Origin of the sequence: Metapseudomonas boanensis (assembly GCF_042232855.1) — a bacterium.
GTDB classification, from domain to species: Bacteria; Pseudomonadota; Gammaproteobacteria; order Pseudomonadales; family Pseudomonadaceae; genus Metapseudomonas; species Metapseudomonas boanensis.
In genome coordinates this window covers 3,200,586-3,217,005 of the sequence record NZ_CP113889.1, presented here as the reverse complement: position 1 = coordinate 3,217,005, position 16,420 = coordinate 3,200,586, and the positions used below count along the sequence as shown (strand labels likewise).

Below are 16,420 nucleotides of genomic sequence, written 5' to 3'. Positions count from 1 at the left end.
TCCCATGAAAATGGTCGACAGCCCCATGAACGAAGGCCTGATCACCTGCAATGCCCAACCACTGCCCGGAGCCGCAATGGCTTACCTGCGGGGCAAGTGGACCCCTTCGCACGTTCACCTGAAACGTCTGCGTCCCGCCGTCGCCGCCAAGCAGAACGGCTTCTGGGCAATAGTTTCCTGAGCAACTCCCCCCGCTGAACGCACCTGGCAGCCAGCTCGCCCCATCGAGCTCCCGGCCCTGGCATCCGTGCACCCACGGCGCCGGGGGTGGGCTGCCTGCATTTTCTGCACAAGAACAAGAGTTGCCCATGAGAAACGATATCGCCTACCTGGTCATCGATATGCAGCAGGAGGATGGCTTCCACCTGCAGGGCTTCGAGGCTGTGATCGACAACTGCGCCAAGCTGATCGATGCCGCACGAGCTGCCAGCATCCCCGTCATCTTCACGCGACATATCAACAATGCAGACGCCTCGGACCTTCCGCCCGGCGAGCCACTGGACGCTCTGGGGCGTCCCGCCAGCTATTGTGCCGGCACCCGCCAGGTGGAAATCCTCCCACGCTTGGCACCCCAGCCCGGCGATCCCGTCATCGACAAACCACGCTACAGCGCCTTTCATCGCACCGAACTGGATGCACAGCTGAAGCGCCTCGGCATCAGCCGCTTGATGGTCTCCGGCGTGCTCACCGACGCCTGTGTGCTGAGCACGGTGCTCGATGCCTTCGCCCTCGGCTATCGGGTCGACCTCATCGCCGACGCCTGCACCTCGACCACCAGCGCGGCGCATTACTCTGCACTGCTGATCATGGCCAACTGGGTCTACTCCATCGAACTGTTCAACTGCGAGCAATTTCTGCGGGCCTTGCATGGAGATGACTTCAGCTCCTGCAAACCGGCATCCCCGGACCTCTTCGCCCACCGGCCCGACACGCTGCCCCAGGCCATCGCTCGCCTGCAATCCAGCCTTCAGCCCAGCCTCCAGCCGCAGGAGTGACCGCCATGAATGTCGAGAAAAGAAGCATCGATTTCATCCCTGAAAGCGAACGCCATGGCAAACCCGGCTCGCTGTTCTACATCTGGTTCGGCGCCAACATGAACATCACCACCATCGCCTCCGGGGTGCTGCCGGTGGTCATCGGCCTGAACCTGTTCTGGAGCGCCGTGGCGATCACCCTCGGATCGCTGATTGGCGCCATCTTCATGGCCTCCCACTCGGCCCAGGGCCCCAAGCTGGGCATTCCGCAGATGATTCAGAGCCGTGCCCAGTTCGGCGTGATTGGCGCAGTGCTGCCGCTGCTGTTCGTCATGCTCATCTACCTCGGCTTCTTCGTCAGCAACACCTTGCTGGCTGCCCAGGCCATCGAATCGGTCAGCCCCTTGGGTGGCGACGGCAACATCTACCTGATCGGCGCGCTGTGCTTTGTAGTGGCGCTCTACGGCTACCGACTTATCCATCGTCTGCAAAAGGTGCTGTCGATCCTCTCCATCCTGGTGTTCCTGGTCGCCACGGGGCTCGCCCTGAGCCTACCGATCCCTGCGGAGCAGTGGTCGCCGGCAGGATTCTCGCTGTCGAAGTTCCTGGTGGCAGTGAGCATCGCCGTGACCTGGCAGCTCTCCTACGCGCCCTATGTGGCGGACTACTCGCGGTACCTGCCGAGCTCAACACCCATGTCCCGGGTGTTCTGGTTCAGCTACACCGGCACCGTGGCCGGCGGCGCCTGGATGATGATCCTTGGCGCCGTGCTCAGCGTCGCCATCAGCGGCTTCTCCGACAATGTTGGTAGCCACCTGGCAGCGCTCTTCGGACCTGGTGCGGTGCTGCTGTTCGTGTTCCTCGTCTACGGCCAGGTGGCGATCAACGTGTTCAACCTCTATGGCGCCTTCATGTCCACGGTCACGGTGATCGAGCCCTTCGCGCGTCTTCGCGTGACGCCCATGGTCAGGGGGCTGTTCATGCTATTGATCAGTGTCATCGCCACCGCCTTGTGCACCATCAGCCAAGAGGACTTCATCGCCTTCTTCCTCAACTTCATCTTCTTCATGAGCTACTTCCTCATCCCCTGGACCGCTATCAACCTGGTGGATTACTACTGCCTGAGAAAGGGCGACTACTGCGTACCCGACATCTTCGACATGGACGGCCGCTACGGTCGGGTCAACCTGGTGGCTTGCGGCAGTTTCGTGCTGGCCATCCTGCTGGAAGTGCCGTTCATGAACACCACCCTCTACGTCGGCCCCATCGCCAATGCCCTGGATGGCATAGACCTGGCCTGGGTCGTCGGCCTGCTGGTGCCGGCCATGACCTACTTCGGGCTGATGAAGCGCAGAGTGGCAGTGGGAGTTGAGCGGGAACTGTCGTCCTGACCCCGCCCCGTATTCCCGGCTAAAGCCCCTCTCCCTTATGGAGAGGGGCTACCCCCGCACCTCGAATATCGCCCCTTCGACGCCCTGCACCGCTCCTGAATCGGAGTAGATGCCAATCCCCTTCTCCCAGACATCCTTGATCTGCCCGTCGGCGCACCGGATGCGATAGCTCAGCTGGAAGGGCTCGTGCGTGAGCAGCGCACATTGCACGCAATACCAGATGTACTCGGCGTACTCGGCGAGAATCAGCGATCCATAGCTGTGTTCGCGATTGGTGGTCAGGTACTCGGACGGATAGCCGGTGAGTTGCAGGCAGCCGGCACTGACGAACTCCATGGACCAGGTGCGATCGTTATCGCCTCGGTAAATCAACCCGGGAAGTTCGTCGAGCAAGCCAGTCACTCTCGACGAAAGCGCAGCCTGCTTCGGGGCTGCTGATACCTCACCGGACCAGGCGGCAACCCGCATGGATGCCCCTGTCAATCCGGGCCGCAGGGCATTGCCGCTGCGATAGACCCAAGTGGCGAGTTCCAGGCGCGAGTTCAAGCGGAATTTGCGCAACAAGTTGCGCACGTAAATCTTCACGGTCCCATCGCTGATGCCCAGTTCGCGGGCAATCTGCTTGTTGCTCAGCCCTGAGGCAATCAGCTCCAGGGTCTGGCCTTCCCGCTCGGTCAATTCGCCCGGCGAGGGCGTCGGTGGCACAGCGAACTGCGGTCGCTCGGCGGGCAATAACAGGCTGGCGTTGTGCATCGTTCTCCTCCTCCTCCGGCGCTCTCGCCCTGTGGGTCAGCAGACCCTGCAGGACAGCAACTTCCATGCCTCTCCTACCCACTACCCCTTTGTGCATATCACCTCATGCGGATTGAGCATTGATTCGCATAGAGAAATTATCTTCCCCACGAGGAAACAGCCCGATCGGCACCGCAATGCCGCCCATGGCGACGCACCAAGGCAAGGCCTGGTCGCTTCAATCCGGGGCAAGCCAGCGGCGTTGGACTTCCTCCGATGCCAGCCAGCAAGAGGACCACCATGAACGCAGAAGCCCCCGAGCCACCCTATAGCGTGCCGCGTTACCCCAGCGGCCAGCCGTGCAAACAGGCGATCCATCACGTGCTGGTCAGCCAGGGCGCCAGTCATGCTGCACGGGCGGACCTGTACGCCGCCCTGAGCGATTCGCCGGCGCAATTCACCCACCTGGCCCTGGCCACCTACGCCGATCTCAACGGCCTGCACCACGCTGTGCTGGAGCAATTGCGCGGCGCCCATGTGGGCCTGCGGCTCTACCTGCAGGGCGATGAAGCCTTCATCTGGCCGCTGTACGCCCTGGCCAGGGATGCGGGCCTGCAGGCGGAAGAGATCGTGCTGGATGGCTGCGACGACGGGCAGCGCGCGGTGTACTGCGTGCATTGCGCGAGCATCCAGCCCGGTACCGTCGACGATCGACTGACATGCGCCCACTGCGGTGTCGTGCTGGAAGTGCGTCGCCACTTCTCGCGACGTCTGGGGGCCTACCTTGGAGTCTGCGCCGACGCCGACCGTCCCTATGCGCAGGTGCGCCCATGAGTGCCGCCCTTGATGTCCGCGTTGCCGCCACGCGCGCCCTTACCCCAGTCATCCGCGAGCTCACCTTCGAATCGCTGGACGCTCCCTTGCCGGGCTTCTCCGCAGGCAGCCACGTCCAGTTGCAGTTGCCGAACGGCCAGCGCAATGCCTATTCGCTGCTGGGCGACCCGGCCGACACCCGCCGGTACCGTATCGCGGTGCGGCACCAGGAGGCCTCGCGTGGCGGCTCCCGCTATATCCATGAACAGCTGCAGGTCGGCGACCGTGTTCGACTGTCGGCACCCGCCAACCTGTTCCCGATCCACAGCGAGGCACACCTGCACATCCTGGTCGCGGCGGGCATCGGCATTACCCCCTTCCTCGCCTACTGCACGGAGCTGCTGCGTCGGGGCGCCCACTTCGAATTGCATTACGCCTATCGCACCGGTCTGACCGACGCCTATGTCGAGTACCTGCGCAACTTGCTGGGCGACCGCCTGCACCGCTATGACAGCCCCGCGCGCCGACTCGATCTGAGCCAACTACTGCGCGACCGGCCGCTGGGCAGCCATGTCTACGCCTGCGGTCCGCAATCGCTGCTGCTGTCCCTGCGCGAACAGGCCACCGCCCTGGGCTGGAGCGACGCCCGAGTGCAGTGGGAAGCCTTCGCCGCGCCAGAACCGGGCCGGCCGTTCAGCGTCGAGCTGGCCCGCAGCGGCCGCCAACTGGCGATCAGCGCCGAGCAGAGTCTGCTGGAGGCCCTGGAAGCAGCGGGCGTGGAGATTCCCAACCTGTGCCGTGGCGGCGTCTGCGGCCAGTGCCAGACGCGCTACCTGAAAGGTGACGTGGAACACCGCGACCTCTACCTCGCCCCCAACGAGCGCGCCGACAGCCTGATGCCCTGCGTCTCGCGCGGCTGCGGCAGCCCGATCCTGCTCGACCTTTAGGCCCCACTTTTCAGGAGACGCAACGACATGAGCCTGACCTTCAAACCGGTGGAAAGCTACCGAGAGGATTTCAGCTTCCGCAACAGCGCCGAAGCGATCCGGCGCTTCCCCTTCCCCTTCCCGGAAGACCAGTACATGTACTCGGTGAACCTGGAACCGGCAACTTCCCGAGACCCCGGTTCTGTGTACGAGCACTGCTTCGACATCGATGAGCACTACCGATCGGAAATGGCCGAGCGCAACCGTGTACTGGAACGGGACCCGCAACGCTGCCTGGTCATGCCGCACATGCAGCCGGCCGCCTGGGACGCCCTCAGCGTGCTGATGGAACACCTGGCCCGTGACTATCCGCAGCACTTCCAGCTTGACCGCGATGGCGACAGCTGGCACTGGCGCAACCTCGCCCTGGGCATCGACCAGTCGTTTACCTACGGCGATGCGAACAGCCTGCCGTGTGAGCCGCTGGACTACATCACTCGTCAGGTGCAGGGGGATTTCGCCCTGCTCGACCAGCGCGATGGCGACCTGTTCATGGACGCCGGGATGGTCACCGGACCTGCCGACTGGTCCCTGGCCTTCGACGCCGGCATGAGCTTCAAGCAGTGGCATTCGCCGGTGCCCATGGCGCACCAGATGGGCGTATTCGACCGCGCCCTGAAGTACCTGCTGAACATTCAGGTGGGCCAGCCCGTGCGCCGACTGAACTGGACCATGACCATCAATCCGCGTCTGGACACCTCGCCCGAAACCTTCCACGAATGGGGCAGCGACCGCGGCAGTGTCACACCAGAGAACGTCGGCCGTTTGGTGCACCTGCGGGTCGAGCTGCAGTTGATGGTGCGCCTGCCTCGCTCCAACGCGCTGATGTTCAGCATTCGTACCTACCTGATCAGCATGGACGAACTGGTCACCCAACCAGCCTGGGCCAGGCGCCTGCACCGCGTGATGCGCGACCTGCCCGACCCCATCGCCGACTACAAGGGCATCACCCGTTACCGCCAGACACTGGTGGACTGGCTGCGCCGGTTCGACCCCGAAGCCTGAGCGTTCACCCCGGCAGAACAACCACGACAAGAGGACATTCCCATGGCCAACTCATGGCGCATCAGTGCGCTCCGCGAACGCCACCTGGCACTTGGTTCGAACCTGGAAGACTGGAACGGCATGGGCACCGCCTGGACCTATGCCAGCGATCTCGCCGACCACCACGAGGCCATCCGCACTCGCGCCGGGCTGATGGATGTGTCCGGACTGAAGAAGGTGCACTACGTCGGCCCCCACGCTGAAAGCCTGCTCGACCATGCCACCACCCGCGACATCAGCAAGCTCTATCCCGGCAAGTCGGTTTACGCCTGCATGCTCGACGAAGACGGCAAGTTCATCGACGACTGCATCGTCTACCGCACCGGTCCCAACGCCTTCATGGTGGTGCACGGCGCAGGCTCGGGCCACGAAGTACTGATCCGCTCGGCCCAGGGCCGCCAGGTGGCGGTACTGTTCGACGACGACCTGCACGACCTGTCCCTGCAAGGGCCGAAGGCCGTGGACTTCCTCGCCGAGCACGTACCGAGCATCCGCGACCTGCCCTACTTCCACCACATGCAAACGAAGCTGTTCGACCGCCCGGTGATGATCTCCCGTACCGGCTACACCGGCGAGCGCGGCTACGAGATCTTCTGCAAGGCAGCCGATGCCCCGACCATCTGGGACGGCATCCTGGCCAAGGGCAAGGACCTCGGCATCATCCCCTGCGCCTTCACCGCGCTGGACTGGCTGCGGGTGGAGAGCTACCTGCTGTTCTTCCCCTACGACAACTCGCAGATGTACCCCTTCGCCGACCAGAAGGCCGGCGACACCCTGTGGGAACTGGGCCTGGACTTCACCGTGTCGCCCGGTAAGCAGGACTTCCGTGGCGCCGGTGAGCACTACCGGCTCAAGGGCCAGGAACGCTTCAAGATCTTCGGCGTGCTGCTCGACGGCCATGTCGCCGCGCAGAACGGCGACACCCTCTGGCACGACGGCCGCCAGGTCGGTGTCATCACCTGCGCCATGTACTCGCGCCTCACCGAACGCTCCATGGCCATCGCCCGCGTCGAGCCGCAGATCGCTGAACAAGGCGTGCCCCTGGACGTGCGCGGCAGCCTCAGCGTGAAAGCCATCGCCCACACGCTGCCGTTCGACGACCCCGAGAAGAAAAAGCGCACCGCCAAGGGCTGAGCGCGGCCGTTCCTTGCCTGCATGAGAGCAACCAACATGAATCACTACATCCTCAAGATCAGCTGCCCGGCCACCTCCGGGATAGTCGCGGCGGTCACCACCTACCTCGCCGGGCGCGAGTGCTACCTGAGCGAACTGGCACAGTTCGACGACGAGATCACCGGGCGCTTTTTCATGCGCGCGGTGTTCCGTTTCAACACTGGCGCCAAGCCGGATATCGACACCCTGCGTCAGGGCTTCGATGACGTCGCCGTGCCCTTCGAGATGGACTGGGAGCTGTTCGAAGGCAACCGCCCGATGCGCGTGCTGTTGATGGTGAGCAAGTACGACCATTGCCTCACCGACCTGCTCTATCGCCACCAGAAAGGCGAAATGGACATGCAGGTCACCGCTATCGTCTCCAACCACCTCGACCTGCGCCCAATGGCCGAGCGCGAAGGCATCCGCTTCATCTACCTGCCAGTGACCCGCGACACCAAGGCCGAGCAGGAAGCGGCGCTGATGAAGATCGTCGATGAAACGCAGACCGAGCTGGTGGTGCTCGCGCGCTACATGCAGATCCTCTCCGACGACCTGTGCAAACAGCTGTCCGGCCGCGCCATCAACATCCACCACTCCTTCCTGCCCGGCTTCAAGGGCGCCAAGCCCTACCACCAGGCTTACGAGCGCGGTGTGAAGCTGATCGGCGCCACCGCGCACTACGTCACCTCGGATCTCGACGAAGGCCCGATCATCGAGCAGGAAGTTCAACGCGTGGACCACGCCTACCTGCCTGACGACCTCGTTGCCATCGGCCGGGATACCGAGACGGTGGCCCTGTCCAAGGCGCTGAAGTACCACCTGGAGCACCGCGTGTTCCTCAATGGCGACAAGACGGTGATTTTCCGATGAGCGCGCTCATCGATGGCAAGGCCGCAGCGGCGCGGGTGCTCGCCGAAGTCGGGAGTGACGTCCTCACCCTCAAGGCCAGCGGCATTGCCCCGGCCCTGGCCGTGGTGCTGGTCGGTCAGGACCCGGCCAGCCAGGTCTACGTGCGAAACAAGGTGCTGCGCGCCGAGGAATGCGGCATCCGTTCCCTGGAACACAAGCTGCCGACGGAAACCAAAGAATCCGCGCTGCTGGCACTTATCCACAGCCTCAATGCCGACGCCGGTGTGCACGGCATCCTCGTGCAGCTGCCGCTGCCGGCACACATCGACGAAACCCGCGTGCTGCAGGCCATCGACCCGCTGAAGGATGTGGACGGCTTCCATGCCGAGAACGTTGGTGGCCTCAGCCAGGGCCGCGACGTGCTCACACCCTGCACGCCGGCCGGGTGCCTGCGTCTGCTGCAGGACACCTGCGGCGACCTCGCCGGCAAGCACGCAGTGGTGATCGGCCGCTCCAACATCGTCGGCAAACCCATGGCCGCGCTGCTGCTCAAGGCCCATTGCTCGGTGACCGTGGTGCATTCCAGGAGTGCCAATCTGCGCGAGCTGTGCCGCCAGGCCGACATCGTCGTCGCCGCCGTTGGCCGTCCGCGTCTGGTGGATGCCGAATGGCTCAAGCCCGGCGCCGTGGTCATCGATGTCGGCATCAACCGCATCGAGGAAGGCGGTCGTTCCAGGCTCGTAGGAGATGTGGACTTCGACTCCGCCCTCACCCGCGCTTCCGCCATCACTCCGGTGCCCGGTGGCGTCGGCCCCATGACCATCGCCTTCCTGATGAAGAACACCCTGACCGCGGCGCGCCTCCAGCACCCGGCCACCGGCCTGCCCCAACCTTCCGTGGAGAACCCAGCATGAAACAACGAGTCGCCATTATCGGCGCCGGCCCCTGTGGCCTCGCCCAGTTGCGTGCCTTCCAGTCAGCCCGGGACAAGGGCGCCGAGATTCCCGAACTGGTCTGCTTCGAGAAGCAAGCGGACTGGGGCGGCATGTGGAACTACACCTGGCGCACCGGCCTGGACGAACATGGCGAGCCGGTGCACGGCAGCATGTACCGCTACCTCTGGTCCAACGGGCCGAAGGAATGCCTGGAGTTCGCCGACTACAGCTTCGACGAACACTTCGGCCGCCCCATGGGTTCCTACCCGCCCCGCGAAGTGCTCTGGGACTACATCAAGGGCCGCGTGGAGAAAGCCGGCGTGCGCCCTTACATCCGCTTCAACACCACAGTGCGTAGCGTGAGCTTCGACGCTGTCAGCGGCACCTTCGAGGTCACCGCCCACAGCTACGAGAAGGACCTGACCTACAGCGAAACCTTCGACTACGTGGTGGTCGCCAGCGGCCACTTCTCCACCCCCAACGTGCCCTACTTCGAGGGCTTCGAAAGCTTCGCGGGCCGCGTACTGCACGCCCACGACTTCCGCGACGCGCTGGAGTTCAAGGGCAAGGATGTACTCATCGTCGGTGGCAGCTACTCCGCCGAAGACATCGGCTCGCAGTGCTTCAAGTACGGCGCCCGCACCATCACTAGCTGCTACCGCAGCGCGCCCATGGGCTACAAATGGCCGGAGAACTGGGAAGAGAAACCGCTGCTCACCCATGTGAAGGGCAGCACTGCCTTCTTCGCCGACGGCAGCAGCCAGCACGTCGACGCCATCATCCTCTGCACCGGCTACAAGCATCACTTCCCCTTCCTGCCGGAAGAGTTGCGCCTGAAGACCAGCAACCGCCTCTGGCCGCTGAACCTCTATAAGGGCGTGTTCTGGGAGCAGAACCCGAAGTTGGTGTACCTCGGCATGCAGGACCAGTGGTACAGCTTCAACATGTTCGACGCCCAGGCCTGGTACGCCCGCGACGTCATCCTCGGCCGCATCGCCCTGCCCGAGCAGGCCACCATGCACGCCGAAGACCTGGCCTGGCGCCAGGAAGAGGAAACCCTGGAAACCGCTCAGGAAATGTTCGAATTCCAGGGTGAGTACATCCGCCAACTCATCGAAGCCACCGATTACCCGAGCTTCGACATCGCCGAGGTAAACCGGACCTTCCTGCAATGGAAGCAGGACAAGTACGAAAACATCATGGGCTACCGCGACAAGTGCCACCGCTCGCTGATCACTGGCACCCTGGCGACCGCACACCACACCCCCTGGCTGGAAGCGCTGGACGACTCGCTGGCGGCCTACCTGGCGGACGAGCCGTCGACCGCCATCAAAGCCGTGGGTTGAAACCGTACCCGTAGGGTGCGCTGCGCGCACCAATGGATGGCCCTCGAATGCCACGGCTGTCGGTGCGCACGGCGCACCCTACGGAACGAATCCTTGCGTGGAGCCATGACATGAACCTGCCCGTGATATCCCGGCCGCTGGAGCCGGCCTTGTTCGCCCGCGCCCCGGGTCTGGAACGCCACCGTGTCGCCCCTGGCGGATTGACGGTAGTGGCCCTGGAGCCTGGGGACCGACTGGAGGTGATCGACCTCGAAGGCGACCAGCCCGCCGAACTGCTGGCCTTCGCCGGCAACGGCCGTGCCGCGTTGGCCGCACTTGGCCTCACCGCCAGCCCCGGCGCCGACTTCATCGCCCACCTGCTGCACGACGGCAGCCTGGAAGCCGCCCATGTCAGCGCCGGGCTGGTGCGGCGTGGCATCGATTGCCGTCACCTGCCACACGCCGCGCGGCTCTGGCCAGCCGCTAATCCCGCCGGCTTCAGCCGCAGCTTCAGCGCCAGCGAAGCGCTGCTGGTAATCGTCGCCGCACCGGGCGGCCAGACGCCAGTAGACAGCCAGTCTCGCGCCAGCGATCTGCGCCTGTTGATCCACCGCGCCAACCCGCGCCGAGTGATGGCCCCGCCGCTACCGGCGCCGCTCGGGGAGCTGGTCGACGAATTCACCATCACGCCCGGTAGCGCACGGGACTATCTCGTCGCCGCTGGCCAGTACATCCAGGTGCTGGATGTCGCCGGACGCCAGTGCTCGGACTTCGTCGCCTTCGACCGCCGTGGCCTCGATGCAGGTCGGGAGATCGACCTCGACCCCACCGTCACCCGCACCCTGAACGGCAACGCCTATCCCGGACCGGGCCTGTTCAGCCGCTTCTTCGACCGCAACCTGCAGCCGATGCTGGAAGTGGTACGCGATACCGTCGGCCGCCACGACACCTTCGCCCTGGCCTGCACCGCGCGTTACTACGAAGCGCAGGGTTACTTCGGCCATGCCAACTGCAGCGACAACATCAGCCGCGCCGTCGCGAAGCACGGCGTGCAAGGCCGCGCCGGCTGGCCGGCGATCAACTTCTTCTTCAACACCGGGGTGGATGTACACCAACACCTGACCCTCGACGAGCCCTGGTCGCGCCCCGGCGACTATGTGCTGCTGCGGGCCATGACCGACCTGGTCTGCGCCAGCAGTTCCTGCCCGGACGACATCGATCCGGCCAACGGCTGGCAGCCCACCGACATCCACATCCGCGTGTATTCCGAACAGGAGCGTTTCAGTATCGCCATGGCCACTCGCAAGACACCCGACGCCGACCCGGTGCTGACCCGCGAGAGCGGCTTCCACCCCGGCACCTCGGCCCTCACCCGCCAGTTCGTCGACTACCGCGGCTTCTGGACGCCGATCCAGTTCGACGGCCATGGCGCGATCGAGGAATACCACGGCTGCCGCGAGAAGGTGGCAGTGATGGACCTGTCCGCCCTGCGCAAATTCGAGGTGCTCGGTCCCGATGCCGAAGCCCTGCTGGATTACTGCCTGACCCGCGACGTACGCAAGCTCGCGGTGGGCCAGGTGGTGTACTCGGCCATGTGTTTTGAGCACGGCGGCATGCTCGACGACGGCACCCTGATGCGTCTCGGGCCGGACGCCTTCCGCTGGATCGGCGGCGAGGACTATGCCGGCGTCTGGCTGCGTGAGCAGGCCGAAAAACTGGGCATGAAGGTGTGGATAAAGAGCGCTTCGGAACAGGTCCACAACATTGCCGTACAGGGCCCGCTGGCCCGCACCCTGCTGAAAGACATGATCTGGACACCGGGCACCCAACCAAAACTGGAAGACCTTGGCTGGTTCCGCTTTCTCAATGGCCGCCTGGACGACTACAACGGCGCGCCGCTGATGGTGTCGCGCACCGGCTACACAGGCGAGCTGGGCTACGAAATCTGGTGCCACCCCAGCGACGCCTTGAAGGTGTGGAACCGCCTCTGGCAGCTCGGCGAACCGTTGGGGTTGGTGCCGCTGGGCCTGCAGGCGCTGGACATGCTGCGCATCGAGGCCGGGCTGATCTTCGCCGGCTACGAATTCAGCGACCAGACCGATCCCTTCGAGGCAGGCATCGGCTTCTGCGTACCGTTGAAGACCAAGCAGGCCGACTTCATCGGCAAGGACGCCCTGCTGCGCCGCGGCGCCCATCCGCAACAGCGCCTGGTGGGGCTGGAATTGGAAGGCAACGAACCGGCCGCCCATGGCGACTGCGTGCACGTCGGTCGTGCCCAGGTCGGGATCGTCACCAGTGCTACCCGCTCGCCGGTGCTGGGCAAGAACATCGCCCTGTGCCGGCTCGACATCGGCTACTGCGAGCCGGGCACGGCGGTGGAAATCGGCAAGCTCGACGGCCAGCAGAAGCGCATCCGCGCCCGCGTGGCCGCCAGCACCGTGGCCTATGACCCGGAGAAGACCCGCGTGCGCGGCTGATGCGGTACTTGGAGAGGGATTTGCTAGGGAGTACTGCAAGTCCCTCCCCCGTCCATAGCCAAGGAGAATCGGCCAATGTGGTTCAGAAAAGCATCCAGCAACCTGGCCGACGAACTCAGCCAGTGGCTCGACCAACTGTCCAGCAACCAAGGCCCGGAATCCTCACTGCCACGACTGAGACACCAACCCCGGCTGCTTGGCAGCCTGGAAAGGCTGCAGCGCGACTGGCGTGAACTGCAGCACATCCGCCAGCACTCCGAGCGGCAAGCACCGCCACCCTGTAGTGCCAATGAGTACGCCGAGTTGAACCAGCGACTGGCCCAGGCCGAACAGCAGGACACGCGGTTGCGTGGTGAACTGGAGGAGTACCGGGAACGTCTGGCGGCCCTGGAGGCCGAACGGGAAACCTGGGACAAGGAATGCGAGGTGTGGGACCTGACCAAACGCACCCTCACCGAAGGCTGCTGGGCGATGAACGTGGTAAACGGCGACCCCGACCATCCGCAGAACGTGATCCGCTGGTCCGAGCAGTTCCGCGAGCTCATCGGCTACAAGCGCGAGGAGTTTCCCGATGGCTGGGACAGCTACTTCGGCGTGGTCAACCCGGACGATCTCAAGGAAGTTATGAAGACCTTCAACGCTTCGATGGCGGACAGCAGCGGCGACGGTTTCTATGCGGTCGAGTACCGCATGCGACACAAGACCCGTGGCGAAGTCTGGTTCCGCGAACGTGGCCGCTGCCTGCGCGACAGCCAAGGCCGGTTGCTCTATGTTACCGGTGCGGTGCGCGAGATCAGTGACGAGAAGACCGCCGCCAGCCTGCACGAACGCGAACAGGCGAACATCCAGACCACCTATGGCCAGATCTCCCAGGTGGCCGGGGTGATCCGTGGCATCGCCGAACAGACCAACCTGCTGGCACTCAACGCAGCCATTGAAGCGGCCCGAGCGGGTGAACAAGGGCGCGGTTTCGCGGTGGTGGCGGACGAGGTGCGCAACCTGGCGCGGCGGACCCAGGAATCGGTGCAGCAGATTCAGGCGATGCTGCGTCAGCAAAGCTGAGGAAACGAACCAATTTCAGGCATATTGCCTGGAATACGATCGGAAACGGGGCATTGCGGCAATGGCAGGGTGGGCCGCGTGGCGCCATCACCGAATACGGCGAATGAGTGCATTCATCATCCCCCCCACCCGGCCAGGGATTTGACGCAGGTCTGCGCCTACGCCACCTGCGCACCTCCCACCATCTTCAGGCCGACAATGCCTCCTACGATCATCACCAGGCACACCCCGCGCATCATCCCCAGCTGTTCGCCCATGAACATTGTCGCGTAGGCCACGGTGCCCAGGGTGCCGATGCCCACCCAGACCGCGTAGGCCAGTCCCAGCGGCAGCTCGCGTACCGCCAGGCTCAACAGATAGATGCTCAGCATCAGGAATAAGCCGCAATACAGGCTCGGCCAAAGCCGGGTGAAGCCCTCCGTGCGCGGGATGATCGAGGCGTAGAGCACCTCACAGAGTCCCGCCAGAACCAGGAATCCCCATCCATTCAACCACGCCATCCTTCACGCCTCCTTCTCGAACACAAGCTGGTACGCCGTGGACACCGCTTTCCCAGCTCCAATGAAAGCGCCGACGCAAGGCGTCGGCGCGGGGGTACAGCCATCAACTCACACGGCGTCTTCGCCCAGCTCCCCGGTGCGTATCCGCACCACGCTTTCCAGGTCCAGGACGAACAACTTGCCGTCGCCGATCTTGCCGGTGTAGGCCGCCTTGAGAATGGCGTCCATGGCAGCCTGGCACAGCGCATCGCCGACCACGATTTCCAGCTTGATCTTGGGCAGCAGCTCCACCACGTACTCGGCGCCCCGGTAGATTTCCGAGTGGCCTTTCTGCCGGCCGTAGCCCTTGACCTCGGTGACGGTCACGCCGCTTACGCCAGCCTCGGTCAACGCCTCGCGCACCTCGTCCAGGCGGAAGGGTTTGATGATTGCGGTAATAAGTTTCATGGCCGCGGTCCTCAGCTCGAATACTTGTAGCCGACTTCGCCATGGGCGGTGAGGTCCAGCCCGTCCACCTCGGCCGCTTCCTCAACCCGCAGCCCGCTGCACAGCGCGGAAGCCACCTTGAAGGCGATCAGGCTGGTCACGGCCGAGAAGCCGATGCTGAACAGAATCGCGCCACCGTTGACCAGCAATTGGTCGAACAGGTCGCGGCCTTCGGGGAAGCCCTGGCCACCGATGGCGGTGAGGGCGAACACCGGGGTCAGCAAGCCGCCGAGGATGCCGGCCACGCCATGCACGCCGAACACATCGAAGGCATCGTCCAGGCCGATCATCGGCTTGAGCTTGTCCACCGACCAGACACACACCGGACCGGCAATCAGGCCCAGCAGGATGGAGCCCATGGGGCCGACATAGCCGCAGGCCGGGGTAATGGCAACCAGGCCGGCAATGGCGCCGGATACCGCGCCGAACAGGCTTGGACGACCACGGTGCTGCCACTCCACCAGCATCCAGCCCAGCGCACCGGCGCAGCTGGCGAGCATGGTGTTGACCATCACCAGCATGGCGAAACCGTTGGCAGCCAGGGCACAGCCGCCGCAGAAGCCCAGCCAGCCCACCCACAGCAGCGAGCCACCGGTGAGGGTCATGGTCATGTTGTGCGGAGCGATCGCTGGGGTGCCGAAGCCGCGACGGCGTCCCAGCAACCACGCGCCCACCAGGGAGGCGATGCCGACGTTCAGGTGCACCACATTTCCGCCGGCGAAGTCCTGCACGCCCAGGTTGAACACCCAGCCACCGCCCCAGGCCATGTGCGCCATGGGGATGTAGTTGATGGTCAGCCAGACCGCCATGAAGACCATGACGGCGGCGAACTTCATGCGCTCGGCGAAGGCACCGACGATGATCGCCGGGGTGATGGCGGCGAACAGTAGCATGAACAAGAAATACAGGTACTCGGGGATGGTGCCGACAACCGTGTCCTTGGTGACGCCGACCATGAATAGCTTGTCCAGGCCGCCGATCACCGACTGCAGCGAACCGCCGTCGGTGAACGTCAGGCTGTAGCCGTAAACGGCGAACAGCACCGACATCAGCGAGGCGGTGCAGAACACCTGCATGAGGATCGACAGCACGTTCTTGGTCCGCGCCATGCCGCCGTAGAACAGCGCCAGGCCCGGCAGTGTCATCAGCAGCACCACCAGCGAGCAGAGCGCGACGAACGCGGTGTCGCCACTATTGATCACAGGTGCCGCTTCTTCCGCATTTACCGCAAAACTGCCCAACAGAAGGGAAAGGCCCAACATACCGCGGCCCACATGTGAAAACCGGATCATTGCCTGTTGCCTCCAAACCGACAGGATTTCGGCCGGCCCGCTGTCGGATAGACGGACCGACGTTCGAGCGCCCTAAGAAGACGAGGCCGGGCCAGCACCTTTCTTCCTATAGGGCAATTTTGTTTCCCATTAGGCATAGCAATTGGCCTGCCAAGGCCACAGCATGCGCCTGCCTTTCTGCTAAGTCGTTGAATAGAAAGCGCTTTATGTCACGGCGTAGAGAGGCAATGAGCAGCGATGACAAGTGAGAACGCATTTTCTTGGTGCGAATTTGATTTTCCTGCCAATCAATAAAGCAATGCACTCGCCTGAATGGTGCCCCGCCACCCGGTAAGCCACGTAGCGGCCGTAGGTTGGTCCGAGCTGTGCGAGGCCCAACGTCCGGAGCCCACCGGAAAC

Annotated in this window: 15 protein-coding genes and 1 pseudogene; 12 read left to right on the top strand and 4 right to left on the bottom strand. The window is 64.0% G+C overall.

All coding sequences use genetic code 11. The features are described 5' to 3' along the window. Positions 1-4: 4 nt before the first annotated feature. The 3 genes from OXH74_RS14890 to OXH74_RS14880 all read left to right on the top strand — a co-directional run bounded on the left by OXH74_RS14890 (position 5) and on the right by OXH74_RS14880 (position 2,365). On the top strand, positions 5-181 hold the full coding sequence (locus OXH74_RS14890; protein WP_215377101.1) for a hypothetical protein: 177 nt from the start codon (positions 5-7) through the stop codon (positions 179-181). A 127-nt stretch (positions 182-308) separates the two neighbouring features. Next, positions 309-995, top strand: a complete 687-nt coding sequence (locus OXH74_RS14885) for a cysteine hydrolase family protein (RefSeq protein WP_375737689.1) — start codon at positions 309-311, stop codon at positions 993-995. Between the two features lie 5 nt (positions 996-1,000). Next, the gene (locus OXH74_RS14880; RefSeq protein ID WP_375737688.1) at positions 1,001-2,365 is read left to right on the top strand and encodes a purine-cytosine permease family protein; all 1,365 of its coding nucleotides are present in this window, start codon (positions 1,001-1,003) and stop codon (positions 2,363-2,365) included. A gap of 48 nt (positions 2,366-2,413) precedes the next feature. On the opposite strand, the gene OXH74_RS14875 is transcribed toward OXH74_RS14880, so the two are convergent. Next, positions 2,414-3,118, bottom strand: a complete 705-nt coding sequence (locus OXH74_RS14875) for a LuxR C-terminal-related transcriptional regulator (protein ID WP_375737687.1) — start codon at positions 3,116-3,118, stop codon at positions 2,414-2,416. Positions 3,119-3,397: 279 nt separating this feature from the next. Between OXH74_RS14875 and OXH74_RS14870 the strand changes: the two genes are divergently transcribed. From OXH74_RS14870 to OXH74_RS14830, 9 genes and pseudogenes are all read left to right on the top strand, one after another. Further along, positions 3,398-3,931 (top strand): dimethylamine monooxygenase subunit DmmA family protein, encoded by a 534-nt coding sequence (locus OXH74_RS14870; protein ID WP_375737686.1) that lies wholly within the window; start codon positions 3,398-3,400, stop codon positions 3,929-3,931. Further along, a complete protein-coding gene (locus tag OXH74_RS14865) occupies positions 3,928-4,857 on the top strand; it encodes a PDR/VanB family oxidoreductase (RefSeq protein WP_375737685.1) in 930 nt (309 codons plus the stop codon). Before OXH74_RS14870 ends, OXH74_RS14865 begins: the two co-directional genes overlap by 4 nt. 27 nt (positions 4,858-4,884) lie before the next feature. After that, positions 4,885-5,901: a DUF3445 domain-containing protein gene (locus OXH74_RS14860; protein WP_375737684.1), complete on the top strand. Its 1,017-nt coding sequence runs from the start codon at positions 4,885-4,887 to the stop codon at positions 5,899-5,901. Between the two features lie 42 nt (positions 5,902-5,943). Next, the gene (locus tag OXH74_RS14855; protein WP_375737683.1) at positions 5,944-7,074 is read left to right on the top strand and encodes an aminomethyltransferase family protein; all 1,131 of its coding nucleotides are present in this window, start codon (positions 5,944-5,946) and stop codon (positions 7,072-7,074) included. Positions 7,075-7,110: 36 nt separating this feature from the next. Then, a complete protein-coding gene (gene purU / locus OXH74_RS14850; RefSeq protein WP_375737682.1) occupies positions 7,111-7,965 on the top strand; it encodes a formyltetrahydrofolate deformylase in 855 nt (284 codons plus the stop codon). After that, positions 7,962-8,858, top strand: a complete 897-nt coding sequence (gene folD / locus OXH74_RS14845) for a bifunctional methylenetetrahydrofolate dehydrogenase/methenyltetrahydrofolate cyclohydrolase FolD (RefSeq protein WP_375737681.1) — start codon at positions 7,962-7,964, stop codon at positions 8,856-8,858. Before purU ends, folD begins: the two co-directional genes overlap by 4 nt. Further along, positions 8,855-10,225, top strand: a complete 1,371-nt coding sequence (locus tag OXH74_RS14840; RefSeq protein ID WP_375737680.1) for an NAD(P)-binding domain-containing protein — start codon at positions 8,855-8,857, stop codon at positions 10,223-10,225. Before folD ends, OXH74_RS14840 begins: the two co-directional genes overlap by 4 nt. A gap of 110 nt (positions 10,226-10,335) precedes the next feature. Next, the gene (locus OXH74_RS14835) at positions 10,336-12,681 is read left to right on the top strand and encodes a DUF1989 domain-containing protein (protein WP_375737679.1); all 2,346 of its coding nucleotides are present in this window, start codon (positions 10,336-10,338) and stop codon (positions 12,679-12,681) included. A gap of 75 nt (positions 12,682-12,756) precedes the next feature. Then, positions 12,757-13,728 (top strand): annotated as a pseudogene (locus tag OXH74_RS14830) (methyl-accepting chemotaxis protein); the annotation flags it as partial. Between the two features lie 173 nt (positions 13,729-13,901). Here OXH74_RS14830 and OXH74_RS14825 read toward each other — a convergent pair. From OXH74_RS14825 to OXH74_RS14815, 3 genes are all read right to left on the bottom strand, one after another. Further along, positions 13,902-14,243, bottom strand: coding sequence for a multidrug efflux SMR transporter (locus OXH74_RS14825; protein WP_215376986.1), 342 nt, complete (start codon positions 14,241-14,243; stop codon positions 13,902-13,904). 108 nt (positions 14,244-14,351) lie between these two features. Then, positions 14,352-14,690, bottom strand: coding sequence for a P-II family nitrogen regulator (locus tag OXH74_RS14820; RefSeq protein ID WP_215376990.1), 339 nt, complete (start codon positions 14,688-14,690; stop codon positions 14,352-14,354). Positions 14,691-14,701: 11 nt separating this feature from the next. Next, positions 14,702-16,021 carry an ammonium transporter gene (locus tag OXH74_RS14815; protein ID WP_375737678.1) on the bottom strand — a complete coding sequence of 440 codons (1,320 nt, stop codon included), beginning with the start codon at positions 16,019-16,021 and terminating at the stop codon, positions 14,702-14,704. Positions 16,022-16,420 lie beyond the last annotated feature (399 nt).